Genomic DNA, 26,957 nt, shown 5'->3' with positions numbered 1-26,957 from the left:
AGAGGGCCCGGCATGCGCGGCTATTCGGTTTTTTCCATCCTGCGCAATGGGCTCGCCGGCCAAAGGTACTGGCGGCGCGCCTGGCGCGCTCCCGATCCGAAGCCGGCCTATGATGTTGTCATTGTAGGCGGCGGCGGACACGGCCTCGCGACCGCATTCTACCTCGCCGAGAACCACGGCATACGCAACGTCGCCGTGCTAGAGAAGGGCTACGTCGGCGGCGGCAATGTCGGCCGCAACACCACTGTCATTCGCTCTAACTACCTGCTCGACGGCAACACCCAGTTCTACGAGTTCTCGATGAAGCTCTGGGAGGGCATGTCGCAGGCGCTGAATTTCAATGTCATGTTCTCGCAGCGCGGCATGCTCATCACGGCCCATTCGGCCGACCAGCTCGATGGCTTCGGCCACCGCGCCAATATCATGCGGCTGAACGGCATCGACGCCGACATTCTCGACCGCGACGAGGTGCGGCGGCTCGTCCCCTACCTCGATTTTTCCGAAACGGCGCGTTCCCCGATCCATGGCGCGATCTTGCAGGGCCGCGCCGGCACGGCACGTCATGACGCGGTGGCCTGGGGCTACGCGCGCGCCGCCGACGACCATGGTGTCGACATCATCCAGGGCTGCGAGGTAACGGGTTTCGTCCGTGACGGCGAGCGCATCGTCGGCGTGGAGACGACAAAGGGCCGGATTGGGGCCGGGAAAGTAGGGCTTGCGGTGGCGGGTCACACATCGGTCCTCGGCCGGAAGGCGGGCCTCGACCTGCCGATCGAGAGCCATGTCCTGCAGGCTTTCGTGACGGAGCCGATCAAGCCCCTTGTCCACCAGATCGTGGCCCACGGCACCGAGCATTTCTACGTCAGCCAGTCCGACAAGGGTGGGCTGGTCTTCGGCGGCGGTCTTGACGGTTATAATTCTTATGCTCAGCGCGGCAATCTCGGGATGGTCCGCGAAGTCGCGGAGGCGGCAGTCGCGCTAATGCCCTGCATTTCTCGCCTGCGCATTTTGCGCCACTGGGGCGGGGTGATGGACATGACGCCGGACGCCAGCCCCATCATCTGCTCAACGCCAGTCGACGGGCTCTACCTAAACGGTGGCTGGTGCTATGGCGGCTTCAAGGCCACCCCGGCCTCAGGATGGTGCTTCGCGCATACCATCGCCACCGGAAAGGCGCATCCGCTCAGCGCCGGCTACAGCCTGGACCGTTTCCGCACCGGCCGCACGATCGACGAGGCCGGCGTCGGGCCGTTCGCCTGGCTGCAATAACCGAGAGACCCAAGACCATGCTACGCATCGAATGTCCCTACTGCGGTCCGCGCGACCACGACGAGTTCCGCTACGGCGGTGACGCGTCGGTCATCCGTCCTGTCCACGACGACGCGGATTTCGAGGCCTGGTACCGTTACGTCTTCGTGCGCGAGAACCCGGCCGGCCCGCATCGCGAGTACTGGCAGCACGTGATGGGCTGCCGTCAATGGTTGGTGGTCGGGCGCGATACACGCAACCACGAGATTTCCTTGGCCCGGTCCGCACGGGAGGCGCGCGCATGAGGCGGCTCAAGGATGGCGGTCAGATTGATCGTTCGCAGCCGGTTGCGTTCACCTTCGACGGAAAGGCGATGGCTGGTTTCCGCGGCGACACGCTCGCGTCGGCGCTGCTGGCGAACGGCGTGAGCCTCGTCGGCCGCAGTTTCAAGTATCACCGCCCGCGCGGAATCTATTCGGCCGGGCCCGAGGAGCCGAATGCGCTCATGACTTTAGGAACCGGCGGGCGGCGCGAACCGAATCTGCCTGCGACCACGGTGGAACTGGCGGACGGCCTGGTTGCCGAAAGCCAAAACCGCTGGCCATCTCTCAAGTTCGACGTCCAAGGCATCAACGGCTTGTTCTCGCCGTTCCTGTCGGCGGGCTTCTACTACAAGACCTTCATGGGTCCGACCCGGCGGGCCTGGATGTTTTACGAGCACTTCATCCGCAAGGCGGCGGGGCTCGGCCGCGCGGGGAAAGAGCCCGATCCTGACCGCTACGAAATCCGTCATCTGTTCGCCGATGTGGCGGTGATCGGGGCCGGACCGGCGGGACTTTCGGCCGCGCTTGCTGCGGGCGAGGCGGGCGCCAGGGTGGTTCTCGTTGAGCAGGATTTTATGGAGGGGGGCTGTCTTCTGTCGGAGCCGGCGGACGGCGAGGCCCGGGCCTGGCTTTCCGTAACGCTCGCACGGCTCGCCGACATGCCAAATGTTTCGATGATGACGCGCACCACCGCGTTCGGTGCCTATGACAGCAATGTGCTCGGGCTCGTGGAGCGGCACAGCTCAGCAACCACCGATCCGGCGAAAGGCGAGGCGCGCCAGATAATGGCGCTTTTGCGGGCGAAAACGATCGTCTACGCTACGGGGTCGATCGAGCGGCCGCTTACCTTCGCCAACAATGACCGGCCCGGCATCATGCTGGCCTCCGCGGCGCGGACCTATCTGAACCGCTTTGCCGTAGTTGCGGGTACGAGGGTGATGGTCGCAACCGGCAACGACAGCGCCTATTCCGCAGCCTTTGACCTCGCGGCAGCCGGGGCCGAAGTGACGATAGCTGACAGCCGCGCGGAACCGACACATGAACTTTTGGAACAGGCGCGCCACTGTGGCATTGCCGTCCGCAGGAAATCGCTGATCTCCAATGCTTTGGGGCGTTATGCTGTACGCGCTGTTACGCTTTCCGAACCGGGCGGTACGATTACGCTGAAATGCGACTTGGTCGTGGTCTCGGGCGGTTGGTCGCCGACGATGCATCTGACCTCCCATCTTGGGGTAAGGCCGGTATATCGCGAGGACATAAACGCTTTCGTTCCCGGAAAGCTCGGAGCGGGGCAGTTCGTGGCCGGCGCTATGACAGGAGGCTTCATCATAGCCGGCGCCATCGAGGAGGGACATCGCGCGGGGGCAGAGGCAGCTGCGTTGTGCGGCGCAACGAAATCCGTCCAGCCGCCCTTTAGCCTCGATGACGCTGGACCTAATGATAGCCCGCTCCTCGCGCCTCACTTCGTGGGGGGAAAGGATGGTAGCCAGGCTGGGCGGCCGGAGCATAGTTTCCCCCTTCGATCGGCGCAGAGGGGGTTCGGGAACCCAAAGGCGGAACTTATCAAAGGCAAGGCCTTTATCGACCTGCAGATGGACGTAACCGTAAGTGACGTCGCGCTGGCGCATCGTGAGGGGTATGAGTCGGTCGAGCATCTGAAGCGCTATACGACGCTTGGGATGGGCACCGATCAGGGCAAGACAAGCAATCTCAGCGCGATTTCCGCCATGGCCGGTCTGCGGGGGATGGCGGTTCCGGACGTTGGCACGACTACATTTCGGCCTCCCTATACACCAGTTGCCGTTGGTGCGCTGGCTGGGCGCAGCCAGAGCCATCTTTACAAGCCGTTCCGGCGCACGCCAATGCATGACTGGCATGTCGCCAACGGTGCGCAGATGCTTGAGACCGGTGCCTGGATACGGCCCTGGTTCTACCGTGCTTCCGGCCGCGATGTGGATGAGGCCTATGTCGCGGAGATGCGGATGGTGCGCGAGGCGGCAGGGCTGATGGACATCTCCACGCTCGGCAAGATCGACATACAAGGGCCGGACGCGGCTACCTTCCTCGAACGCGTCTATGTCAATGGTTTTGCCAAACTGCCGATCGGCCGCGCGCGCTACGGCATCATGCTGCGCGACGACGGCATCGTCTTCGACGATGGCACAACGACCCGGCTCGGCCAGCGGCACTTTCTTATGACGACATCGACCGCGAAGGCCGCGGACGTAATGGCCCGGCTCGAATTCCTGCTCGATACCGCCTGGCCAGACCTGCGCGTGTCGGTGACCTCGGTCAGCGACGAATGGGCTGCGATGTCAGTTGCCGGTCCGAAGAGCCGCGATATCGTCGCCGCAGCGTTTCCCGACCTCGACGTCTCCAACGCGGCGCTGCCGCATATGGGACTGATCGAGGCAAAGTATAACGGCCGGCCCTTGCGCATCATCCGCCTCAGCTTTTCCGGCGAGCGGGCTTACGAGATCTATGCCGGCGCGAGCGTGGGCAAGGAGGTGTGGTGCCGGCTAATAGAGGCCGGCGCGCCTTTTGGCCAGAAGCCTTACGGCGTCGAGGCCCTGGGCGCCCTGCGCGTCGAGAAGGGGCATGTCGCGGGACCGGAGATCGACGGCAGGACGACGCTCGACGACCTCGGACTCAGCCGCATGGCGGGCAAGCGCAGCGGCTATGTGGGCGATGTGCTTGGCCGCCGCGAAGCCTTCAGCGACCAGGCGCGCCCGCGGCTTGTCGGGCTGCGCAGCCTCGAACCGGGCAAGCCATTGCGCGGCGGCTCGATCCTGTTCAGGCCTGGCGAGCCGATCCATGGCCACGGTCTCGGCCGTATCACCTCGGTGACCTACAGCCCCACGTTGGACGCGTGGGTCGGGCTGGGACTGCTTGCCCGGAATGCCGCGGAGGAGGGCACCGAGATCGTCGCAACTTATCCCATGAAGGGCCAGACGGTTCGGGCCCGGATAGTCTCGCCTATATTCCTCGACCCGAATGGGGAGCGGCTGCATGACTGATGGTTCGAACATGGCCGGGTTCGAAATGGCGGCTTATGACTGCTCTATCCTCCAACTCGAGGGATGGGATGGCGCGATGGCACAATTTGAGGTGGTCCTGAATAGGATACTGGGCGGGCCGCTGCCGAACAAGGTCGGCGACACTGCTCGTCATGATGAGTGGCTCGTCATCCGCATTGCGCCGCGCCGGTTCTGGCTGCTTTGCGACGGCCCGCCGCCTGTTATCGACGTCGACATGGAACGCGGCTGCGCACTCCCGCTCGGCGAGGGCAGGGTTCGGGTCCGGCTTTCCGGCAGGGGCCTTAAACAGGTGCTGGAGCGGTGCGTCACGGCGGATTGGGAGACACTGGGAGATGGACGGGCAGTCCAGGTCGGTCTCGATCGCATGCCGGTGCTGCTGCTGCGCAGGAGCGGGTTCGAATGCGACCTCCTCGTCCCGCGCAGCCTCAGCAAGGGCTTGATGGAGTGGATTGCCGACGCCTCCGCGGCCGGTACCTGACTTACCGCCTCGAACCGGGCGACGTGGGCTGCCCACCTAGCCAAATGAACAATCGGGGTTCTAGGCGCCTTTGAAGAAAGCAAAACCAATTGATCGCCTCCTGCGATCGCCATTTACCAAGATAGGAGAAAGCTGCTCATGCCCACATCTAGTCAACAGGGACGCGTACCTGGATTTAGTCAGCAGGAATACCGCGAGCGCACTGCTCGGCTGCGACAGCAAATGGCGGCGCGCGGAATGGATGCGCTGCTTGTCATGAACGAGAATAATATGAACTACCTCACCGGTTATGACGGATACTCGGAGTACGTTCCGCAGCTCGCTCTCGTGTGTCAAGAAGATGAAGATCCGTGGCTGATTTTGCGCGAAATCGACACTTTGTGTGCAACGCCCACCTCATACCTACCGCAGTCGCGCATTCTCAGTTATCCAGAGAAGTACATTGGGTCGAGCCAGCGAACGGCATGGGAGCCGATTGGCGATCTAATCCGCGAGCGCACTAAGTCGAGCCGAATCGGGGTCGAACTGACGGCCAAGACGTTTGGAGTGAAAGACCATGCCGCCCTCGGTAACAGCTTGGACGCATCGAAGTTTATCGATGCCGATGGAATGATTGCTAAGCTGAAGAAGGTAAAATCACCAGCCGAGCTTGCGTACATGGAGCAGGCCGGAAAGATTGTGGACAGGGCCATGCAGGTGGGCCGGCTCGAGATTGCTTCTGGAGCGCGCGAATGTGACGTGGGCGCCGCTATAGTGAGTGCTTTGGTCAAAGGCACTCCAGAAATTCCCGGGGGTGTTTGCGCCTTTCCAACTATGCCGGTTGGCTCTCCCGCCAACGCACCGCACCTTTCGTGGTCCGACGCAAACTATAAGATGGGCTGTCAGACTAATTTCGAAATTGGCGCTTTCCGACACCGCTATGCCTGCGCCTTGTCACGGACGGTTTTTTTGGGTGAGCCGACCGCTCGGGCTCGGCACTTACATCAAGCCGCTTTGGACGGTTTCCTCGCAGAGGTCGAAACGATACGGCCGGGAGTTACGTGCTCTGAAGTTTCGCAAGCGTTCCAGCGCGCCTTTAAACCATACGGTGTGCGTAAGGAATCCCGGAGCGGTTACTCCATCGGCCACGGTTGGGTCGACAGCGGAATCAGCTTCCAGGAGGACGACCACACCGTGATTGAACCCAACATGACCTTCCACGTCCTCATCGGCATTTTTGAGAAGGATGACGGCTACGTCTTCAGTGAGACTGTCAGAGTGACCGAGAACGGCGCGAAGTCGCTAAGCACCATGTCCCGTGACCTGCTGGTAAATTGCTGACTTTTCAGGATTGCAATGCCGGCGTAGCGCCAATACGTTGCGCCGGCATTAACATCACCAAGCTGCGCTGGTTGTGCGTCTAACACTTGTTTCGCACGGGCGACCTTTTTGAGGAAGGGTTAAACAAGACACGGCTAGTGCGTGGCCGAGCCAATCCTTGGCTCGACGTCGTCGTGCAGGCAGAGATCTGGACCTGCTGATGCGACCACAGCAGCGGTTCCGGCCCACCCTGAAACGCTCGTCGCCTGCTCTTTTCCCGCCGCCTGCTGTGCGGCGTCCTCGCGCTGCTTGGCTTCACAGGAGCGTCCGCTCGCGTCCTTGGCTGCAGCTGCGGCCTAGCGGTTCGGCCGGCCCGGACGCGTCCCGTCACGGTCGGCCTCGCGGGGGATCGTGCTCCGCGACAGCGAAGAAGTGACGGGAAAATGATCGCGATCGGCTACGTGACCAAGCAGGAAATGCTGCATGGAAGTGCCAGCCCAAGACGCTCAGCGTCCGATAAGGCGATCGATGAACTGATCGATCGCTGACGCTTGTCACTAGAAACGAAGCTGAGGAAGCTCACCCCCATCCGCGACGAGCTCGACCGCAATCATCAAGGGCGAACTGCACCAGCGGCACGCTCACCTCGCCACAGCCTAATCGCGCTTATCCAATCAGGCTTGGCCCATCTCGCTTCTAGATGATGACAATATAGAATCTGTAATTGACGCAACCCGCCCGACGGTTGACTGTCAACGAAAGACGCGAACGGCGTTCGCTCGTCCTGCCATAATCGAAAACACAACCCCGCCAATAATCGAAAAGAAAAGGGCAGGATTACCGATCGATTCGGTTGCCTGTTCTGCGTGAAACGCACGTGGTCCAGTTTGAGACCGATACGGGCGAGCTATCCGGGATTCGGGTGGGGGGCTTTCGGTGAACCGAGGGGGTAGCTTTGGTGGAGTCGACATCGCACAGAATAAACGACGCGCCGGTCTTGCAGGTGTCGGACCTGCGGATTGTTTTCAGGACCCGCGGAACCACGATCCACGCCGTTAACGGCATCAGCCTTGAACTTCAGCCCAGCGAACTGCTTGGCGTCGTCGGAGAAAGCGGCTCTGGCAAGAGCGTTACGATGATGTCGCTCATGAAGCTTCTGCCGTCGCCGCCTGCCGAAATCGTTTCTGGAAGGGTGCGTCTCGGGTGCCGGGATCTTCTATCGCTCGACCAGAGCGAATTGCGTAAGGTCCGTGGCGGAGAGGTTGGGTTCATCTTCCAGGACCCGATGACGTCGCTCAACCCGGTCTTGACGGTCGGCTACCAGCTGATGGAGCCGTTAAGGAAGCATTTGGGTCTCAGCCGTGGCGAGGCGCGCAAGCGTGCGATCGGGCTTCTCTCCCTGGTCGGCATACCCTCGCCACAGGACAGGATAAGCGACTATCCCCACCAGTTCTCCGGCGGGATGCGCCAGCGGGTGATGATCGCTATTGCACTTGCCTGCGAGCCAAAGGTGCTCATCGCGGATGAGCCGACGACAGCGCTTGACGTGACGATCCAGGCTCAGATCCTGGAGCTCGTTAAGAAGCTCCGCCAGGAAATCGGCATGAGCATCATCTGGATTACGCATGATCTCGGTGTGGTAGCCGGGATCGCCGATCGGGTGATGGTCATGTACGGCGGACTCGTTGTCGAGTGCGCCGCTGTCGACGATCTCTACGCTAATCCCCGTCATCCCTATACACGCGCACTTCTAGAGACGTTACCGAGGCCCGACCAGGCGGGACAGGAGCGATTGAAGAGTGTCGTCGGCCAACCGCCGCACCTTACCGCCTTTCCGACGGGCTGCCCTTTCGCACCACGATGTACGCATGTCTTCGATCGCTGCCGCGTCGAGAGGCCGCCGCTGATGCCTGTGCGAGAAGGTCACAAAGCGGCCTGCTGGTGGGACATGACCGAGCAGAGGCCGCGCGACGATGTCTGAGCCAAGCATGCTCACAAGAGAAGCACAGCCTGGCCGGGACGACGTCCTGCTCCGCGTCAATGACCTGGCCGTGCACTACCCGACTTATCAGGGTGTCTTCGGGCGCCAAGCTAGCGCTATCAGAGCGCTGGACGGTGTGAACCTGGAAGTCAGGCGCGGCCAGACGCTCGGACTGGTGGGCGAGAGCGGGTGCGGCAAGTCGACGACAGGGCTTGCCATCTTGCGCCTTTGCGACAGTACCGGAGGCCGCATCGTGTTTGATGACGAAGACATCACGCATCTGAAGGGCAACAAACTGCGCCGGATCCGCCCGCGCATGCAGATGATCTTCCAGGATCCGCAGGCGTGTCTCAATCCGCGCATGACCGTCGGCTCGATCATCGCCGAACCGCTCAATGAGCACGGTGTGCTGAAAGGCGCGGAAAAGGAGAGGCGGATTCGTGAGTTGCTCGATTCCGTCGGTCTTAATCCGAGGTTCGCCAACCGCTATCCGCACGAATTTTCTGGCGGCCAGCGCCAGCGCATTGGGATCGCCAGGGCGCTCGCGCTCAATCCCGACTTCATAGTCTGCGATGAGCCCATTGCCGCCTTGGATGTCTCCATCCAAGCGCAGGTGGTCAATCTCCTCAAAGACCTTCAGGAACAGTTCTCGCTGACATACCTCTTTATCAGCCACGATCTTTCAATGGTCCGTCACCTCTGTGACGATGTCGCGGTGATGTATCTGGGCAAGGTGATGGAACTCGGCCCACGCGGGCTTGTCTACAAAGATCCAATGCACCCCTACACGAAGGCGTTGCTCTCCGCGGTCCCGGTCCCGGATCCGAGGGTCGAACGTGCGCGCCACCGCACCATCCTGACGGGTGACGTGCCGAGCCCCGCCAATCCGCCTTCGGGGTGTCGATTTCGCACTCGCTGCCCGGTCGCGTTCGACCGGTGCACGGTAGAGCAACCGGTCTGGCAAAAGGTGGCTGGCGATCGGTGGGTCGCTTGCCATAAAGCCGAGTGAAGCAGGGAAGCGAGATCCCTCGCAGGAAGTCTAGCGCGTCCACGATCGCAAAGAGGACGGTTTCAAGGCCGGAATAAGCCAGGCCGAGGTCTGAAAAAGAGGAGAACAACAAAATGTCTAGATTGAAACCACTTCTAACAGCGGGGGTCGTAGTGCCCCTACTCGTTACATCTGCGTTTGCCGAACGCGGCGCAGACGGCGTCGTCAACATCCTGAATTGGCAGGCGCCGTCGATGATGAATCCTTACCTCTCGGGAAGCGACAATGACACCATTCCTGCCTCGCTGGTGCTCGAGCCGCTGGCCGGCTATGATGAGAATGGCGAGCTTTTCTCGCGGCTTGCGGCGGATATCCCGACCATCGAGAACGGCGGCGTCTCCAAGGATCTGAAGTCGATCACCTGGACACTGAAGCCTGGTCTAAAATGGTCGGATGGCACGCCCGTTACTGCGAAGGACGTGGTCTTCACCGCCAACTACTGCATGGACCCAAAGGGCGGCTGCGCCCAACTTTCTAGATTCCAGGGCGTCGACAAGCTCGAGGCGGTGGGAGACCTGACCGTCAAAGTGACCTTCAAGGAGCCGACAGCAGTCCCCTATACTCTCTTTGTCAGCGCGAGCTCTCCAATTATCCAGGCCAGGCAGTTCGCGGACTGCCTCGGCGCCAAGGCCCCGACCTGCACGGGAGCCAATTTCTCTCCTGTCGGCACCGGGCCGTTTGTGGTCATTAACTTCAAACCGAGCGACGCGGTCCAGCTCAAGGCCAACCCGAACTACCGCGATTCGAACAAGCCCGCAGTCGCCGAAGTCAACTACAAGGGCGGAGGCGATGCGCTCGGGGCGGCCCGTGCAGTGCTGCAGACGGGCGAATATGACTATGCCTTGAACGTGCAGCTCGCTCCGGAGGTGCTGCGCAAAATGGAGAAAGCGGGCAAGGGCAAGGTGCTCTCGTCCTACGGGACGTGGGTCGAAACCTTATTCGTGAACCTGACCGATCCCTCGCCCAGTCTCCTGCCAGACGAGCGTTCGACGGCCAAGCATCCCAACCCAATCCTTAGCGATGTACGCGTGCGCAAGGCTTTGTCGATCGCACTGGACCGCGGCAGGTTGAGCGAGATCGGCTACGGCTCAACGGGCAAACCCACCTGTGACTGGATTCCGGCCCCGGCAAACTTCGCTGCCGGCAATGCTGAGTGCCTGACGCAGGATATTCCGGGTGCTGAAAAGCTTCTCGACGACGCGGGCTGGAAGCTTGGCCCCGATGGAATCCGGGAGAAAGATGGCAAGAAACTGAAGCTCACCCTCGTGACGACGACCAACTCTATCCGCAACCAGTTCCAAGCGATCATCAAGCAGTGGTGGCACGAGATCGGCGTCGACGTCGAATTAAAGAGCCTCGACACTTCTGTCATGTTCAGCAGCGATTCAACCAGCCCGGACACAGCCCAGAAATTCTATGCCGACGTCCAGATGTGGACCAACTACGCTAGCGGTACCGATCTCGGCTCATATGTAAAAACGTACACCTGCAGCCAAGCTCCGGGCCCGGACAACCAGTGGCAAGGCTGGAACATGCCTCGCTACTGCGACAAGGACTACGAGACGCTAGTGACAGAACTCGCCCGTACTGCTGACGTCGGGAAGCGCAGCGAGATAGTGAAGAAGCTCGATACCATGCTCGTAGACAGCTACGCGATCATGCCGCTGGTCTGGCGTGCCAACGTCTCGGCGATCTCCAACACGCTGGGCGGCCATGCCATGAACGCCTGGGACTCCGAGTTGTGGAACGCCCAGGACTGGCATCGTAAAAAGTAGGCTTGCCCGCGTTCTTGTAAGGGCGCTTGCCTTTCCATCTCCCATGCCGGCCGCGGATATTTATTGCCCGGCCGGCACCAATAGGTCCGGCGCATGCTTAACTATGCCATCCGACGAATGCTTGTCGCGGTCCCGACACTGTTCTTGATCAGTCTCGTGATATTCTCGCTGCTCAAAATGGCGCCGGGCGATCCGTTATCGCAGTTGCCACCTACCATTCCACCTGAAGTGCGCGCGAACATGCGCGCCGCTCTTGGAATCGACGAGCCCCTGATTGTGCAATATCTTCTTTGGCTGAAGCTATTCTTCGTAATCGAGCCGCTGCATGGCTTCGACGTTCTGTTCGGGACGCATTTTTCGGACGGTATGCAGCGTATTATCTCGTGGCAATCACGCGGCCCGGTCTTCAGCGTCATCGCCGAGCGGCTTCCGCAGACGCTGTTAGTCGTTGGTCTTGCCTATATAGTTGGGGTGCTGGTTGCTCTGCCGATTGGCATCATCTCAGCCTACAAACAGTATTCTGTGTTCGATCAGATTGGCACCTTCATTTCGATGCTCGGTCTGGCCGTGCCGCCGTTCTTCTCAGGCGTTCTGGCAATACTGATTTTCGCCGTCTATTTCGACTGGCTTCCGACCATCTACAACACCAATCTCGTCGTCACCAGCTGGAGCAGTTTCATGGAGCAGCTTCGGCAGATGGCGATGCCAGTGATGGTGCTGGCGGTTCAGACCACCGCCTCCGTCAGCCGCTATCTACGCTCGTCAATGCTCGACAATCTCAACCAGGACTATGTTCGCACGGCTCGCGCCAAGGGCATGGGCGAGGTCGCGGTCGTGTTCATCCACGTGTTGCGCAATTCCATGATCCCCGTCGTGACCGTAGTTGCGCTTGGCCTGCCTAGCGTTTTCGGCGGCGCCATCGTGACCGAACAGATATTCAAGGTAAACGGAATCGGCCAGCTTCTCATCGCCGCCATATACGCCAATGACGTGCCGATGGTGCAGACATTGGCTTTCATCTTCGCAGTGCTAATCGTCGGCTTCAACTTGATCGCTGATCTGCTCTACGGCTTGCTCGATCCCAGGATTCGCTATGACTGAGTTGCTTCGCGACACCGACCCGAAAGAAATCGCCGAGGCGCTCGTTTCGCAAACACGAGCTATCGATCCCAGCGCCGGCGTGGACCCTGTGTTGCTGGCGACGCCGTCGCGCAATCAGTGGTGGGACGTATGGGACCAGTTCAAGGCCCACAAGGGCGCGCTCGCCGGGGCTGCTGTCTTCTTCTTGATTGTCGTCGGTGTCGTCTTGGGCCCCTTCGTTTGGCGCGTGAGCCCCACCTATATCGACTTCACGACTTTGAACGCGGGATCAAGCTGGGTCCATCCGTTGGGCACCGACCAGCTTGGGCGCGATCTGCTCGCGCGGGTGATGACAGGCGGTCGGATATCAGTCGCCGTCGGCCTGACGGCGATGGTCATCTCGATTTTTCTCGGCACTTTTATCGGTATCGTTGCCGGTTATTTCAAGTCCCTTGATGGCCCGCTGATGCGGCTCACTGATCTTTTTCTATCATTGCCGGTGCTGCCACTGCTATTGATCGCAGTGATGCTGTTCCGCGAGGCGGTGGCAAACATTTTCGGAGTCGAGATGGGGAATTTCATCCTTATCGTGTCGGCCATCGGATTGACGAGTTGGATGCAAACTGCGCGCGTCGTTCGCGGCGAAGTTCTGGCCGTTAAGCGGCGCGAATTCGTGTTAGCATCGCGAAGCATCGGCGCGCCCCCGCGCCGGATTATCCGTCGTCATGTGCTGCCCAACATTATGTCGCCGATCATTGTCTCAAGCACTCTCCAAATAGCCGATGCCGTGATTTCGGAAAGCTTACTGTCGTTTCTTGGCCTCGGTTTTCCTCCGGATTTCCCGACTTGGGGGCGGTTGCTCTTTGACGGAATCGAGTACATTCAGGATTACCCGCAACTAGTGCTGTGGCCGGGCATTGCGATTTCGCTTACCGTACTCAGCGTCGCCTATGTCGGCGACGGCCTCAGAGATGCGCTCGATCCGCGACTGCGGCGATGATCCACGTTTGGTACCTGAAATAATACGACGAGAAGAACGTGCTTCCCGGCTGCGACTTGAGCGAGGCCTATGTCGCGGCGATGCAAATGTCGCGAACGGCCCGGCCAATGGCCATCTCCACGCCTCAAGACGAGGTCGAGGGACCGGACGCGGTTGAATTCCTCGGCAGGTCTATTTTAATGGCTTTACCAAGCTGCCGATCGGTCGCGCGCGTTACGGTGTAATGTTGCGCGACGATGGCACTCTCTTCGATGGAGGCACTACGATACGCTCGGCGAGCAAGTGCAAGGAAAGCCTTTCCGGCTCGATATCACGTTTGACGATTTCGAAATAATTTATATTGGCAGACTGAGCGAAGTACTGGATGGGCAGATATGGGTTGATCCATCCAGGATGATTGTTGATCCGCTGATTCTATCTTGGAAGGCGCTGAGGAACACATTTGATATGCGCACGGACATGGATAGAGAAGATGTTGCGCAAATTATCAAGGATCTATGCCTGTACACTTTCACTAGCACTTAAGAAGTTTATAAAGCGGGACGCAAATGCAGATCCATTACTGATGATGGGAAGCGCTGTTGGCGATCCGAAGTATCCCCGGATTGACAACGACAGAATGATGCTAGTGCCGAACTCATTCCGCTTCATGAGGATTATCTCTTCGCCGGCAAGGCCGCGTCGACAAGCACCTATATACCAACAGCTACTTGCAGCGATCAATAACCTCGAATCTGTGTGAGCAAACTATTCAGGTAATTGAGCAGGCTCCATTTCCAATATTTTTTTCGCTAAGGATGCCTTCGTTGACGCGGTTATGCGGAGCCGAAGCTGAACGGTGGGCTCAAGAAGGTTCGAAAGCTTCGTGCGCGAGATCGTCATTCGGCCGAATGGCGCTGCGGCCTTTGGAGCCAAGCCGCTGGGTAATTGAGCATTGAGCGAACAATCGCCTGTTTTGGCCGCTACCGGCGCGTAGTTCAGGGTTCGAGCAAACCCTCACGTCCGCTGAGCACTTTTCTTGGCGTCTGACTGCTCATGAGGCGCCTCGCATGGGTTTCAGTGTACTACCCTAGTTATTCTGGCTTTTTACTTAATAAAGTGGACGACCGTGCTAAAAGCAGGTGCCAGCCATCTCAAAACGCGATGGCACTGTCCGGAACATTATATTGGCGGACCCAATGCCAAGTGGCACATACTTGGCGGGTAGCGGATCGAACTGCATCCGCCCGTCAACGCCGTCCGACAGAAATCGAGCGAACTGAAGTGCAGATCAAAGACGTGCTCCTCGCGCCAGGAAACGGCGCGTTTTTCTACGACGATCAGGCAGCCATAAGAGCCGGTGCCTCGCAGGATGGTTTTATCTATGTGGGCGAACCCGTCACGCCCGACTTCAAATCCATTCGCGTTCCGGCATCTTCGCTGAGTGTCGGGCTCGTCCTTGCCGACGACACTGTCGTTTGGGGCGATATGATGAGCGTTCAGTATTCTGGTGCCGGTGGACGCGATGCTTTGTTTGAAACTGCTCAGATCTCGGATTTGACGTCGCGGGTTGTGGTGCCTCGGCTTATCGATGTCGATGCGTCTCGTTACCTTGATGCCTGCGCCAAGGTTTTCGAGCCCATCGGACACAAGCGGTTACCTCTCGCGATTGAGTACGGGATCAGCCAGGCGCTCCTACGCGCAGCAGCCCACCTTCAACGTACGACTATGGCGGAGATCGTATGCAGTGAATTTGACTTACCGCTGCCGACGCGCAGGGTCCCGATTTACTGCCAGAGCGGCGATGCTCGCGAAATCAACGTTGATAAGATGATCTTGAAGGCCGTGGATGTGCTTCCCCACGGCTTGTTTAACTCCCGGCAGAAATTTGGCGTCGACGGCCAGACCTTTATGGAGTTCGTGAGATGGGTTGCAACGCGTACGCACCAACTCGGCGGCCCGGGGTATCATCCGGTGCTACATTTCGATGTGTATGGCTGGATCGGTCAGGAAATCGGCCTGGAGCCCCAGCGAATTGCCGACTTTATCTGCAGGGTTGCAGACACCGTTCCCGATTTCACACTCAACATCGAGTCGCCGGCCGACTTTGGCTGTACTCAAGCTCAGATTGAGAACTACGCCCGGATCGTATCGATTTTGGATAGCCGCGGTTCTAAGGCGCGCATTGTCGTGGATGAGAGGTGCAATACGCTCGAGGACGTCCGGCTCTTTGCCGAAGCGAAGGCTGCGCATCTAGTTCAAATCAAGACGCCCGATGTCGGCTCATTGGCTGACACGGCACGTGCCGTGCTCCTGTGCAAGGAGAACAAGGTCGGCGCGTACGTTGGAGGAAGCTGTACCGAGACAGATCTCTCTGCCCAGGCTTCTGTTCACATATCGGTGGCCACCCAGGCAGACATGATGCTTGCGAAGCCTGGAATGGGAGTCGACGAGGCATTCTCGATCGTCGGCAATGAACAGAACCGGCTACTGGCGATGCTGAATCGTCGTCGGGCTCAAAACGAAATGTTAGATGAATAGCGCGGTGTGTAGCCATGCAGAACTGTCTTGAGGGGATCACCGTCGTTGCGGTGGAGCAGGCCGTTGCTGCACCGTATGCATCATCTCGCCTTGCCGATGCAGGCGCCCGTGTGATCAAGGTTGAGAGGCCTGAGGGAGACTTTGCCCGGAATTACGATAAGTTGGTGCGGGGGCAAAGCGCCTATTTCGTGTGGCTCAACCGGGGTAAGGAGTCAGTCTGCTTGGACTTGAGGTCGGAGACAGACCGTACTGTGCTGGACTCGCTTATCGCCTCTGCCGACGTCTTTATCCAGAATCTCAAGCCGGGCAGCATTGAGAAACTGGGTTTCGGGTCTGCCGATCTCCGCCGACGCTTTCCGCGGCTGATCACATGCGACATTTCGGGGTTTGGGGAGGGGGGGCCATTTTCCCACCTAAAGGCCTATGATCTCATCGTCCAAGCCGAAACTGGTCTGTGCGCGATCACAGGCAACCAGCAAGGACCCGCGCGTGTAGGGGTCTCTGTTTGTGACATCTCAGCGGGCATGACAGCGCACAGCGCTATTCTTCAGGCGCTGTATCACCGCGAGGTCACCGGTGACGGCACGAGCATTCAGGTGTCACTATTCGATGCCGTCGCCGATTGGATGAACGTGCCAATCCTACAAAACGACTATAGCGGGTACCAGACGGAACGCGCGGGCGTAAAACACCCTTCGCTGGCGCCGTATGGCGCCTATCGTTGCGCCGATGGCAAAGAGGTCATCTTTTCGGTTCAGAATGACCGTGAATGGGTGAATTTCTGCGAGAAGTTCCTGAAGCAGCCGGGGCTTACACGCGCACTTGGTTTTGCCGATAATATGGAGCGCCTCGGTCACCGTGCGCAACTCGATGAGATCATTGAAAGGCGGTTTTCTCAACTATCCTGCCACGAAGCAATGCACGAGCTTGAGGCGGCCGGCTTGGCATATGGCCGACTGAACGAAGTGGCGGATGTTTCAAAGCATCCACACATTCGCAGGGTTGAGGTCGACACACCTGAGGGAACGGTCGAGACGATAGCGCCAGCGGCAATCTTCAACTCTGAGCGCCCCTTGCTGCGCCCAGTCCCGGCTCTTGGTGCTCATACCGACGCTGTCCGCGAGGAGGTTCTGGGGCTTTTGCGCGAAAGAGCCGCGTCAGCGTGAGCGCGCGTCTGAGTAAGGGGAGTGCGCTCGCGGTTTGCGAAAAGCCTGTGGACCTCGGGGCATCTCAACGCATCGGCCATCCAGCAAGCCCACTGCCGTCACGCTCGCTAAGACTGATTGCAGAGGCGACTCCATGATCAAGGACACCTTTCGGGTCGTTGAAAGCGCGATGTCTGTATCTCGCTGGAGATCCCTGCTCTTCGTACCCGCTCACGTACCGCGCTTTGTGGAGACGGCCCATGAGCGGGGTGCGGATGGCGTCATACTCGACCTGGAGGATTCCGTTCCCCAGGATCAGAAGGGAGAGGCACGGCGGCAGCTTCCTGAATGCGTGGCAAAGGTGGGCCGGAAAGGCGCATCTGTTTTGGTCCGCGTTAATCATGGTTTGCGCGCTTTGGCGGCCGATCTCGATGCAGCAGTGATAGCGGGTGTTGACGCGCTTGTTCTTCCGAAGACGGATTCGGCAGAGTGGGTATTGGAGATCGCGAATGCGGTTTCAGAACTTGAACGGGAAAGAAATCTTGCGCCGGGACGCATCCGGTTCCTCGCTCAGATCGAGACTCCGGGCGCCTTGCAAAGGCTCGCGGCCATTGCGTCAGCGCATCCAAGGATGGTCGCAATGGCGCTTGGTCCTGAAGACTTCAGTGCCGCTGTTGGCGGCGTCCCGGAGTTCGACCTACTGTTGGCGCCGAACCTTTCTGTTCTGTTTGCCGCCCGTGCGGCCGGCTTGCTCCCGCTTGGCTTCATAGGAAGCATCGGTGAGTTCTCGGACACGCATAAACTTCTTGAAGCCGCGGTGCATGCGCGGCGGCTAGGCTTTGCTGGAGCCTTGGCGATCCATCCGACACAGGTGGCCATATTCAATGAGGCTTTCTCGCCAAGCGCCCAGGAACTCGAGTGGGCCCATAAGGTCGTCGCGGCGGAAAATGATGCCACCACGCGTGGCCTCTCAGCATTCTCGTTGAATGGCAAGATGATCGATCCGCCAGTGGTGCGGCGCGCCCACGAAATCCTGGCTCTTGCCAGCAATAGCTGAGCCGTTAAGTAGCGGCCGAATAGGCCGTTTTCGAACTAGTGCGACAGTTTTGTGGCTTGCCTGCCATCTCGTTTCGAGATAGATATAAGAGCACTGGGGAACATGCCCCGGGTGGATTTCTTCATCGTGGACATCAGGCAGTTAAGATACTTTGTCGGCGTCGTCGAAGCCGGCAGTTTCACGAAGGCAGCTGCAACCCTCAACGTTGCTCAAAGCGCTCTAAGCCTGCATGTGCGTCAACTGGAGGAAGGATTCGGCACCCAGCTGCTCGTTCGCGACAGGACCGGTGTCAGCGTCACGGCGTCCGGAGACAAGTTGCTCGAGCGCGCGCGGATCATCCTGAAGGAAATTCAGCTCACTGAGGCCGAACTGACCAACTCGGTGGCTGCTCCTTCCGGAGAGGTGACCATTGGCATTCCGTCCGGAGCCGCTCGCGTCCTTAGCGGCCCCCTGCTTGAATCGGTAAGAAGCGAATTGCCGAGGATCTCGCTCAAGATGATTGAGGGGATGACCGGACCGCTGGAGGAGTGGATGGCTGCTGGCCGTTTCAATCTGGCTGTTCTCTACCGCACTGCCGAGAGCGTTGGGCAAATGGCGGTGCTGGCTCGCGAAGAATTTTGCCTTGTGGTGCCGCCTGCTCAACCGCCCTTCGAAGATTCAATAGCGCTCGCCAACCTGCACGCATTTCCCCTGGCGGTTCCTATGCGCAACAACAATGTCAGGCGTTCGGTGGCTGATGTCGTTGCCCAGCACGGTTGTGTTCTGGACGTCAGGTTCGAAGTCGACTCCCTTTCCACGATCATCAATATGGTCATGGAAGGAAAAGCGTATTCCATCCTTACCCCGTCGGCCATTCAAAAAGAGGCGTCTCAAGGCCTGGTCCGGACGGTCAAAATCATTGATCCAGTGATCACCCGTTCCGTTGTGCTTGCCGTGAACCCGAAAGATGAGCGCTCTCCAGCCGTGTCTGCGGTCCGCAAGCTGATCCCCAAGGTCATAAAGACTTTGATCGAGGGCAAGCACTGGTCAGCCACGGTTCCGGACCGGGTCTAGAAAATCCAAGCCAAATTATTTCATCGCTTTCGCACTTCGCGGCTGCGCGAGTGGTATCCATCTGATTTCGAGATGGTTTTGGGCGACATTCGATATTTGACCGCATGCGACTATGACGAGCCGTTTGGGCCGATCCTGACCGTGGCGCCTTTCGACACGATCGAGGATATCGAAGAAGCCAATGCCACCGAATATGGCTTGGCCGTCTATTTCTTCATCGGGGCCACTGATGCGAAACGGGCGCTGATCGGCGGTGTTTCGGCGGGCGCTGTCAGTGTAAATTACTTGAAAGGGGTTTCCGCCGACGCGCCGTATGGAGGCGTCAAACAGAGCGGCTATGGCTGTGTAGGTGGCGAGCAGGGCCTGCGCAGGGGCGGCGACCGATTTGCCAGGACACTGGTCTCGTGGTGGTTTTCGCCAAGGTCGGAATGGGCGTTCGTATCAAGTCCGCGGCCGGTTTCGCAGACCTCGTGAATGAAGGCGTCCGTCGGGCATCTCCGCAGGTCACTTCAAATTCCCCCGGGGTAGGGTCAGTCAAACTCCCCCACCCGCACAGAGGTGGATTTGTTAGTTTGACTTTGTTTCTCGAGCAAGGGCTTCAGCGGGTTCTTTGAGGCGATAGCTGCGTCCATCGAACTCAAGCAGTGCGTGTTTCGGGTGATGGCGGGCCGTGATTTCGGAGGATGATGGGCGCGCGTTTCGCGCGATGATGGGCAGCATTTTTGCAGGATTGTAGGCGGGTCTGGTCGGCAGACTAACGATAGAAGCCCCTTCTGGAATGAGGGAGGGGCGAGATGCCGACGGAACGACTGACCATGCGCCGAATACGGGGTGTTTTGCGATTGAAGTTTGGCCAGGGGCTGAGCGATCGGGCGATTGCCGCGTCTCTTGGTCTCGGCAAGGGAAGCGTCGGCGCCTATGTCCTGCGGGCGCGGCGGCCGGACTGGGCTGGCCCTTGCCGGGCGGTCTTGATGACGACGGTCTGGAGCTCCTTCTGTTTCCGGCGTCGCCGACGGTGCCAGATCCGCATCGCCCAATCCCGGATTGGACAATGATCGATCGAGACTGCGGCGCCACGGGGTAACCCGGATGCTGTTGTGGGAAGAATACCGGGCGGCCCATCCCACTGGCTTTGCCTATACCTGCTTCTGCGTCCACTTCGATGCCTGGAAGGGCCGCGTCCGCCCGACGATGCGGCAGACGCATGTGGGTGGCGAGAAGGTTTTCGTCGACTTCGCCGGGGACACGATCGACGTGACGGCGCGGCGCGGGCTATGAAGCTGTTCGTTGCGGCGATGGGGGCCTCGAACCACACCTATGCCGAGGCCCTCGCGACCGAGGGGCTGGAGGACTGGATCGGCGCCCATGTCCGGATGTTCGCCTTCCTCGGCGGCATGCCGAAGGTGGTGGTGTGCGATTACGTGCCCGGGCACGTAATCGTAGTTTTGTTCCCAGCCCGGTTATGTGCCCCGCAGCCTGTTGATCCAAGCGTTCTCAACGACATCGAGGCACATAACGATCAGAGGCCGGCGAGCCATTCGAGAAGTTTTGGCTCGCTCTGCCAGACTGGCTTTCGGGGCGGTCCCACCGAAGAAGTCGAAGGCACCTGACAGGCCTCAAGCGCCTCCTGCTTCATCTTGATGTTGATCTCGGCATATCGGTTGGTCGTATCCAGGCTGACGTGGCCAAGCCAACCTCTTATGACGTTCACGTCGATACCGGATTCGAGCAGATGCACGGCCGTGGTGTGTCTCCAAACATGCGGAGAAATGGACCTGTGTCCGTTGCCGATGCGAATGTCCGAACCATGACGCCGGACGAGCTTGTAGAGGCCGAATCGCGTCAGCGACTTGCCGATGTTGCTGAGGAATACCGGACTTTCCGGCGTGGCCGGCTGGCGTCGGTCACGCAGCATCTCGCCAAGGAGGCGGGCGGTCTCGGGCCATAGTGGGCAGGTCCGCCACTTATCACCCTTGCCGTGCAGGTTCACCCGCGGCGAGGAGGTCAAAACCAGCTGATCGACGGTCAGTCCGATGACTTCCGTTGCGCGGGCGCCAGTATTGTACAGGAACATGAGCAGCGCCTTGTCGCGGGTGGCCAGCTTCCCGTCGCGCGGCAGTCCGTCGAAGAGCCGTTCGACCTCATCGCGCTCGAGATAATAGGTGGCCGCCGGCTGCGTGCGCTTCCTCGGGATGGCGGCGACGCGTTCGGCCTCCGGCAGCACCATCGGTTCCTGGCCACCGGCATAGGCGAAGAAGGTGTGTAGCATTGCGAGCCGGTGGTTCCGTGATCGGATGCTGTTGCCGCGCTCAGCTTCAAGATGGGCGAGAAAGGCCCGTACATTGTCGGCGCTGAGATCGCTCAGCCCGAGCTTGCTGATCGGGCGTCGGTTCTCCCTGGCCAGGAAGAGAAGGAACACCCGAATCCCGTCGCGGTAGCTCCGGATCGAGGTGGACGCCAGACCCTTCTCGGCTTTGAGATGGAGCTCGAAGAACTGATAAACGAGACTGCCGACGGTCCTCATGGCCGACCTCCACGCGAAAGCGGCGCCGCAAAGCGTTCGAAGCGCTGACCGGCGGCTTCCAGGAGATCGGCGGTAACGGTGAGATAAACCGCGGTGGAGGCCGGATCCACGTGCCCCATGAAGGTCGACAGCTTGACCAGCTTGTCGGTGGGATTGCTACCGTTGCGATACCACCGCAGAAGTCGCCCGACCGCAAAGCTGTGCCGTAGATCATGCACGTGAGCCGGCGTTCCTCCTGGCGGGATCGCGATGTCCAGCTGATCGGCCAGCGAGCGGAAAATGATGCTGATCGTGCCCGGGTTCACAGGCCGACCTTTCATGAAAGAAAACAGCGGTGTGTCGGCCGCAACCGAAACCAGGTGCTGCGATCGCAACGCCATGAACGCATAGAGTCGCTGTGCCAGTTGCGGTCCCATGGGAATGAGCCTCGACTTGGAAAACTTCGTCTCGCGGATGGTGAGGACGTCACGATTGCGATCGACATCCCGCCAGCGCAGGCGCGCAACCTCGCCGACGCGCAGACCAAGCCCGAACAGCAGGCTGAAGATGGTGGCATAGGCGGGACCGCGAAGCGGAGCGTTGTTCCGATCCGCGAGTTCGGCGGCGCGATCGACGAGTTGTTGGGCAGTCCGCAGATCCAGGATGCAGGGCGGTCTTGGATTACCTCGGCGGCGCGGCTTCATCGTGACGGGGGAGCGATCGATAACGTCGTGTTCGACCATCCACTCGAACAGCCGGCCGACGATTCCTACCAGTTGGTTGAAGCTTCGTGGCCGCAGACGCGGACGACTGAGGAAAAAGGCATCGAGGAGCGCCGGGGTGATCTCCGCGAGGGTCTTGATGCCCTGCGCGTTCAGATAGCCGTCGAACATCCGCAATGCCTTATTCTCGACGTCGTAGCGCCGGTTGAGGGCGCGCTTGTGACAGACGAAGGCCATGATATGCGGCGCGATCGGACTTGAAGGCTCGGGAAGACGGGGGCTCATTGCAGATCCTCCCCGTCGCCAAGAGCGACTTCACGCAAGCCGTCCACCTGGACCTTGGCGTAGATCATCGTCGACGAAGCTGCGCGATGTCCGACATAATCGCCGATGGTCTTGAGCGGAAAGCCACTATCCACCAGCCGCTGAACGCACGCATGTCGGAGCGTATGGGAACCAGGGCGGGATACGGGAATGCCTGCTCTATGCAGATATCTGGTGGCCGTGGCCGACACTGCCGACTGCGTCAGCGGCGATCGTGGTGCCAGGTGTCGCCAGAAAAGCAGCCGGCTTGCCACCTCGGGTCGCCCGTTCTTGAGATAATCCACGATCGCCTCGCCGACGACGGGCGCAAGCGGATAGGTCGTGCTATGCTCGGCCTTGCGCTCGCGCACATGCAGGCGGTCACGCTTCCAATCGAGGTCGTCGAGCGTCAACATCGCGACCTCGCGGGCGCGCAGGCCATATGTGATCATCAGCAACAGCATGGCGTAATCCCGTCGGCCAACGACGGTGCGGCGATCGACCTGGTCGAGCATCTTCTGGACGGAATCCCAACCGATCGATCGGGGAATGTCGGCCAACCTGTAATGCTGGGGCACCTCGACCAGCTTGCTGATGTCGCGTTGGAGAAGACCTTCTCGATGCACATATCGGAGAAAAACCCGCAATGTGCTTGCAAGACCGATCATTGATCTGGGCCCGAAGTGCTGAGCCTGCGTCGTGACGAACCCCGTCACCACAGGCAACGAAAGCGTGGTCACCTCGCATCCAACATCCCTGAGATATCGCTCGAACCCGCGCAGATAGTGCCGGTAGTGATGGATGGAGGTCGGGCGCAGGCCCCGCTCTTCGTGAAGGTAATCAAAGAATCCCGGCACCTGGGTAGCGAAAGGGATCGGCCAAGCTGTTCTACGGCTGGTGTTATCCGAGTTCGAGACGACCTGGCTGAAGAAATGCCGCACAATGCCCCCGACGAAGTTGCGATCGCGTCGACACGCATCAGCGGATCGATCGGCGCGATGAGTGAACAGCCAATCCTCGATGAATGGCTCGATGAGCGCCTCGGCTTGTTCGATCTGATCAACATTGCGGGCCGCGGTGAATGCTGCAAACTTCGTCAGGATCGGAACCCGACAGTCTGCGGCTTGACGAAAAAGCGTTCCAACATGGCAACCTCCATTCCAAAGTAGGGAACCGGAGGATGCGCTTCTGTTGCTGCCGCAAAGAGATGTGCCGTCTTTAGCCCACAGGAATGTCTAACGTCAGTACCTTACCGACGGTAGGCCACATAACCGGGCTGGGAACAAAACCCTGACAACCTCAAGGCGGCGGTGGTCAAGGCCGACCGCTTCGATCCCGGGCTAAACCGCACCTATGCCGAGATGGCGGCGCATTACGGAACTGCGATCCTACCCGCCCGACCACGTCGCTGCGCGTCGCACCTGATTACCACGTCGAGGTGGACAGTTCGTGGTATTCCGTCCCCTTCGGTCTGATCCGCCAGGAGGTGGATGTCCGGGTCCGCGGGGCCATCGTCGAGATATTCCATGGCGGCCGCCGGGTGGCCAGCCATCCCCGCTGCCCCGGACGGCGCAGTCATGTAACGCTGCCCGAGCGCATGCCTCGGCGCATCGGCGTCATGCCGAATGGACCCCGGCCCGGGTACTGGCGACAGCCGCAAGACTTGGCCCGTCCGTCATGCCTTCTGCGAGGCGGTGATGGCTGATCGTCCTCACCCGGAGCAAGGATTCCGCACCTGCCTTGGTGTTCTGGCCCTGACCAGGAGCTATGATGTGGCGCGCCTCGATGCCGCCTGCCGGCGGGGGCTGTAGATCCGCGCGCGCTCCGCCGCTTCGATTCGCTCGATTCTCGACCGGGCCTTCCTGGACGAGGCCCCCGAGGAGCGCCCTCTGCAACATGCCAATATCCGTGGCCAAGGTTACTATCTTAAAAGGAGACTGACCCTTGCTGACTCACCCCACCTCCGAACAACTGATGACGCTCGGCCTGACCTGCCCAAGGCGCTGGATGAACAGCGTCAGGCCCAGACCACCTTCGAGCCGCTCGGCTTCGAAGACCGGCTCGGCCTCCTGGTCGACCGTGACGCCGCGGACCGCGATGCCAAGCGCCTGATCGCTCGGCTGAAGTTCGCAGCCCTCCGGCAGTCGGCCTGCGTCGAGGATCTCGATTTGCGCACCGCGCGCGGCATTAACCGCGCCGTCATGGCCCATCTGATCGACGGCAAACGAGAACCTGCTCATCACCGGCCCGACCGGCCTCGGCAAAAGCTGGATCGCCTGCGCGCTCGGCCACAAGGCCTGCCGCGATGGCCGCTCTGCCGCCTACCACCGCATGCCGCGCCTGTTCGAGGCGCTCGCCATCGCCAGAGGCGACGGGCGGCATGCCCGCATGCTCAAGGCCATCGCCCGCGTGGAGGTGCTGATCCTGGACGACTGGGGGCTATCGGTCCTGACCGCCACGGAACGACGCGACCGGCTGGAAATCCTCGAAGATCGCCATGAACGCGGCTAGACTATTGTCACCAGCCAGTTGCCCATAGATCACTGGCACGAAGCCATCGGCGACCCGACCCTCGCCGATGCCATCCTCGACCGGCTCGTCCACAATGCCCACCGCCTCACCCTCTCAAGTGAAAGCCTGCGGCGGCACGGTGCAATCACGAAACCACTTGACCAAACCGGCCAGGCCTGACCCCACGCAAGCGTCGACCAGCCTTGCCCGCGACCGCGAAATGGCTGCCCACGATGGCGTGAACACGTGCCCGAGATCGCGTGAAATCGCCGCCCACATTCCGCGAAACACGCACTGCTTGAGTTCGATGGACGCAGCTATCGCCTCAAAGAAGCCGCTGAAGCCCTTGCTCGGGAAACAAAGTCAAACTAACAAATCCACCTCTGTCCTGTCGTGCGGGTGGGGGAGTTTGACTGACCCTACCCCGGTGGAATCTGAAGTGACCCGCGGGGCGATCGCGCGATCTCCGATCTGGAGCGGAGACGGCAAGTTCTCCCCATCGCCCGACTTCAAAGCCTCGGCTTGCAGCTCCTGACCTATATCCGTTCGAACCGCGGCGCGATCGTCATGCGGTGGTCACCTCACGGCGCTCACATGCTCTTGCAGGTCCGCACGGCAGATCTCAACGGCGAGCTTCGCGATCGATTGCGGGCGCCGTTCCGACTGCCAGAGCCGAACGTGCCACCACTATTCAAGCCGAAACCGCCTCTCCTGCGCGCCGCCTAACCCCAGAGAAATTACCGGTCTCATCTCATGATTAGGTGCGGAGGTTGAGCGACGTGAGCGCAATCTCACATTTAGGTGCAGTGCGACATTCTGCCAACATGCCGGCGGCCACGCCGCCTCAGCCAACGAGTTGCTGCGAAAGCAGGCCATTATCCAGAATATAGTCCGCCGCCCCTTCCAGATCGGCACGGACTGCCGCCTTCACCCACCGCGGGTCCCTAGCGACGAGAGCCCTTAGGATTTCTTCATGCCGATCGTTGCCACGCCATCCTGTGGTCTCGGAGTGCAGCAGATTAAAATATGGCCCGACCTGGAGCCAAAGCGACTCGATTACGTTCATCAGCGCCGATGAGTCCGAGATCGAGTAGATCGTGAAGTGAAAATCTTTGTTCAGTTTGAGATATTTCTGAACGTTGGCGACGTTGTGCGGCAAGCTGGTAACCTCGCACATTTGCACATGAAGCGTCGTAAGACGCTCCAGAATCTCATTGGTGAGGAACGGGACGCTTGCCTCGGCGGCTGCCGATTCGATGAGAACTTTGGCCTTGGTGAGGTCTTTGTATCTATCTTCCGATAGTTTCGGCACACTCACGCGCCGATTCGGAAGCAACTCCAGGGCGCCGGTCGCGACCAGGCGGTTGACGGCTTCTCGTACCGGCATCGTGCTGGTGCCCATTGCTGTCGCGATCGCCCTCAGCGGGACCCGCTGACCGGGAGCAAAGCGCCCACTCATCACCCCCTCTCGCAAGGAGGCGTAAACTTGCTCCGGAAGCGAGAGCTTACTTACCACCCCCATACCCTCGAAGGGTGTGTGCACGGATTGGGATCGCGCGTTCATTTAAGCCGTTCCTTCGAGTCGCCTTCGCAATTCGCCAGATCGATTCAATAGCGTTGTGATCACAGTCCTACAAGCTGCGTGCAGATGGTGGCTCAAACAGATGGACTTGTGAACAGCCGGCTTCGCACGTCCTGGCTGCCATATTCCGACCTGCGGTCGACGTTCAAGCCCGCCGCCGATCAAGTATGACAGTGTTGTGTCCCGTGCTCCACGGACACGCAATCGAGTCTGTGGAGCACGGCGCCTTGGGAGGCTTGGTTTAACTCATCTGGACTTTACACAATCGACGACCTGACAAGCCGCGACCGA

At 60.0% G+C, this 26,957-nt stretch carries 19 protein-coding genes and 5 pseudogenes; 20 read left to right on the top strand and 4 right to left on the bottom strand.

From position 1 onward, the window contains the following. The first annotated feature begins 12 nt into the window (after nt 1–12). The 17 genes and pseudogenes from SLT36_RS25550 to SLT36_RS25470 form a co-directional block, all read left to right on the top strand. Complete coding sequence (locus tag SLT36_RS25550) at nt 13–1,269, top strand: sarcosine oxidase subunit beta family protein (RefSeq protein ID WP_432284886.1); 1,257 nt, start codon at nt 13–15, stop codon at nt 1,267–1,269. A 17-nt stretch (nt 1,270–1,286) separates the two neighbouring features. Next, nucleotides 1,287–1,553: a sarcosine oxidase subunit delta gene (locus SLT36_RS25545; RefSeq protein ID WP_352610991.1), complete on the top strand. Its 267-nt coding sequence runs from the start codon at nt 1,287–1,289 to the stop codon at nt 1,551–1,553. Beyond that, nucleotides 1,550–4,588 carry a sarcosine oxidase subunit alpha family protein gene (locus SLT36_RS25540; RefSeq protein WP_432284885.1) on the top strand — a complete coding sequence of 1,013 codons (3,039 nt, stop codon included), beginning with the start codon at nt 1,550–1,552 and terminating at the stop codon, nt 4,586–4,588. Before SLT36_RS25545 ends, SLT36_RS25540 begins: the two co-directional genes overlap by 4 nt. Then, complete coding sequence (locus SLT36_RS25535; RefSeq protein WP_432284884.1) at nt 4,581–5,087, top strand: sarcosine oxidase subunit gamma; 507 nt, start codon at nt 4,581–4,583, stop codon at nt 5,085–5,087. The genes SLT36_RS25540 and SLT36_RS25535 overlap by 8 nt, the downstream gene beginning before the upstream one ends. Before the next feature lie 237 nt (nt 5,088–5,324). Continuing rightward, on the top strand, nt 5,325–6,407 hold the full coding sequence (locus SLT36_RS25530; RefSeq protein ID WP_432284860.1) for a M24 family metallopeptidase: 1,083 nt from the start codon (nt 5,325–5,327) through the stop codon (nt 6,405–6,407). Between the two features lie 934 nt (nt 6,408–7,341). After that, nucleotides 7,342–8,367 carry an ABC transporter ATP-binding protein gene (locus SLT36_RS25525; protein WP_432284883.1) on the top strand — a complete coding sequence of 342 codons (1,026 nt, stop codon included), beginning with the start codon at nt 7,342–7,344 and terminating at the stop codon, nt 8,365–8,367. A 7-nt stretch (nt 8,368–8,374) separates the two neighbouring features. Then, complete coding sequence (locus SLT36_RS25520) at nt 8,375–9,376, top strand: ABC transporter ATP-binding protein (RefSeq protein ID WP_432284882.1); 1,002 nt, start codon at nt 8,375–8,377, stop codon at nt 9,374–9,376. A 113-nt stretch (nt 9,377–9,489) separates the two neighbouring features. Then, complete coding sequence (locus SLT36_RS25515; protein WP_432284881.1) at nt 9,490–11,190, top strand: peptide ABC transporter substrate-binding protein; 1,701 nt, start codon at nt 9,490–9,492, stop codon at nt 11,188–11,190. A 93-nt stretch (nt 11,191–11,283) separates the two neighbouring features. Next, entirely contained in the window at nt 11,284–12,291 is a 1,008-nt protein-coding gene (locus SLT36_RS25510) for an ABC transporter permease (RefSeq protein ID WP_432284880.1), read from the top strand. Continuing rightward, nucleotides 12,284–13,270 (top strand): ABC transporter permease, encoded by a 987-nt coding sequence (locus SLT36_RS25505; RefSeq protein ID WP_432284879.1) that lies wholly within the window; start codon nt 12,284–12,286, stop codon nt 13,268–13,270. Before SLT36_RS25510 ends, SLT36_RS25505 begins: the two co-directional genes overlap by 8 nt. A gap of 1,263 nt (nt 13,271–14,533) precedes the next feature. Then, nucleotides 14,534–15,790, top strand: coding sequence for a methylaspartate ammonia-lyase (locus SLT36_RS25500; protein WP_432284878.1), 1,257 nt, complete (start codon nt 14,534–14,536; stop codon nt 15,788–15,790). 14 nt (nt 15,791–15,804) lie between these two features. Beyond that, on the top strand, nt 15,805–16,956 hold the full coding sequence (locus SLT36_RS25495; protein ID WP_432284877.1) for a CaiB/BaiF CoA transferase family protein: 1,152 nt from the start codon (nt 15,805–15,807) through the stop codon (nt 16,954–16,956). Nucleotides 16,957–17,089: 133 nt separating this feature from the next. Further along, nucleotides 17,090–17,992 (top strand): HpcH/HpaI aldolase/citrate lyase family protein, encoded by a 903-nt coding sequence (locus SLT36_RS25490; RefSeq protein WP_432284876.1) that lies wholly within the window; start codon nt 17,090–17,092, stop codon nt 17,990–17,992. A gap of 126 nt (nt 17,993–18,118) precedes the next feature. Beyond that, entirely contained in the window at nt 18,119–19,045 is a 927-nt protein-coding gene (locus SLT36_RS25485; RefSeq protein WP_432288479.1) for a LysR family transcriptional regulator, read from the top strand. Between the two features lie 114 nt (nt 19,046–19,159). Then, a pseudogene (locus SLT36_RS25480) lies at nt 19,160–19,414 on the top strand (aldehyde dehydrogenase family protein); the annotation flags it as partial. Next, nucleotides 19,411–19,539, top strand: a pseudogene (locus SLT36_RS25475) (fumarate hydratase); the annotation flags it as partial. The pseudogenes SLT36_RS25480 and SLT36_RS25475, both read left to right, overlap by 4 nt. A 300-nt stretch (nt 19,540–19,839) precedes the next feature. Beyond that, nucleotides 19,840–20,463 (top strand): annotated as a pseudogene (locus SLT36_RS25470) (IS21 family transposase); the annotation flags it as partial. Nucleotides 20,464–20,564: 101 nt separating this feature from the next. On the opposite strand, the gene SLT36_RS25465 reads toward SLT36_RS25470, so the two are convergent. Genes SLT36_RS25465 through SLT36_RS25455 form a run of 3 tightly spaced genes read right to left on the bottom strand, consistent with a single transcriptional unit; the run spans nt 20,565 to nt 23,430 of the window. Beyond that, on the bottom strand, nt 20,565–21,569 hold the full coding sequence (locus SLT36_RS25465; RefSeq protein ID WP_432284875.1) for a tyrosine-type recombinase/integrase: 1,005 nt from the start codon (nt 21,567–21,569) through the stop codon (nt 20,565–20,567). After that, nucleotides 21,566–22,555 (bottom strand): tyrosine-type recombinase/integrase, encoded by a 990-nt coding sequence (locus SLT36_RS25460; protein ID WP_432284874.1) that lies wholly within the window; start codon nt 22,553–22,555, stop codon nt 21,566–21,568. Before SLT36_RS25460 ends, SLT36_RS25465 begins: the two co-directional genes overlap by 4 nt. Continuing rightward, nucleotides 22,552–23,430: a tyrosine-type recombinase/integrase gene (locus SLT36_RS25455; protein WP_432288477.1), complete on the bottom strand. Its 879-nt coding sequence runs from the start codon at nt 23,428–23,430 to the stop codon at nt 22,552–22,554. Before SLT36_RS25455 ends, SLT36_RS25460 begins: the two co-directional genes overlap by 4 nt. Nucleotides 23,431–23,505: 75 nt before the next feature. Here SLT36_RS25455 and SLT36_RS25450 point away from each other — a divergent pair, with 75 nt between their 5' ends. The 3 genes and pseudogenes from SLT36_RS25450 (at nt 23,506) to istB (ending at nt 25,264) form a co-directional block, all read left to right on the top strand. After that, nucleotides 23,506–23,742 (top strand): hypothetical protein, encoded by a 237-nt coding sequence (locus SLT36_RS25450; protein ID WP_432284873.1) that lies wholly within the window; start codon nt 23,506–23,508, stop codon nt 23,740–23,742. Between the two features lie 123 nt (nt 23,743–23,865). Continuing rightward, nucleotides 23,866–24,498 (top strand): annotated as a pseudogene (locus tag SLT36_RS25445) (Mu transposase domain-containing protein); the annotation flags it as partial. A gap of 19 nt (nt 24,499–24,517) precedes the next feature. Further along, nucleotides 24,518–25,264 (top strand): annotated as a pseudogene (istB, locus tag SLT36_RS25440) (IS21-like element helper ATPase IstB). A 664-nt stretch (nt 25,265–25,928) separates the two neighbouring features. Here the strand turns inward: istB and SLT36_RS25435 are convergent. Beyond that, the gene (locus SLT36_RS25435) at nt 25,929–26,648 is read right to left on the bottom strand and encodes a GntR family transcriptional regulator (RefSeq protein ID WP_432284872.1); all 720 of its coding nucleotides are present in this window, start codon (nt 26,646–26,648) and stop codon (nt 25,929–25,931) included. Nucleotides 26,649–26,957: the final 309 nt, after the last annotated feature.

Source organism: Aminobacter sp. BA135 (assembly GCF_050859125.1).
Taxonomy (GTDB): Bacteria; Pseudomonadota; Alphaproteobacteria; order Rhizobiales; family Rhizobiaceae; genus Aminobacter; species Aminobacter ciceronei.
The sequence above is the reverse complement of the archived record's forward strand: the minus strand, read 5'-3'. Positions and strand labels throughout refer to the sequence as shown.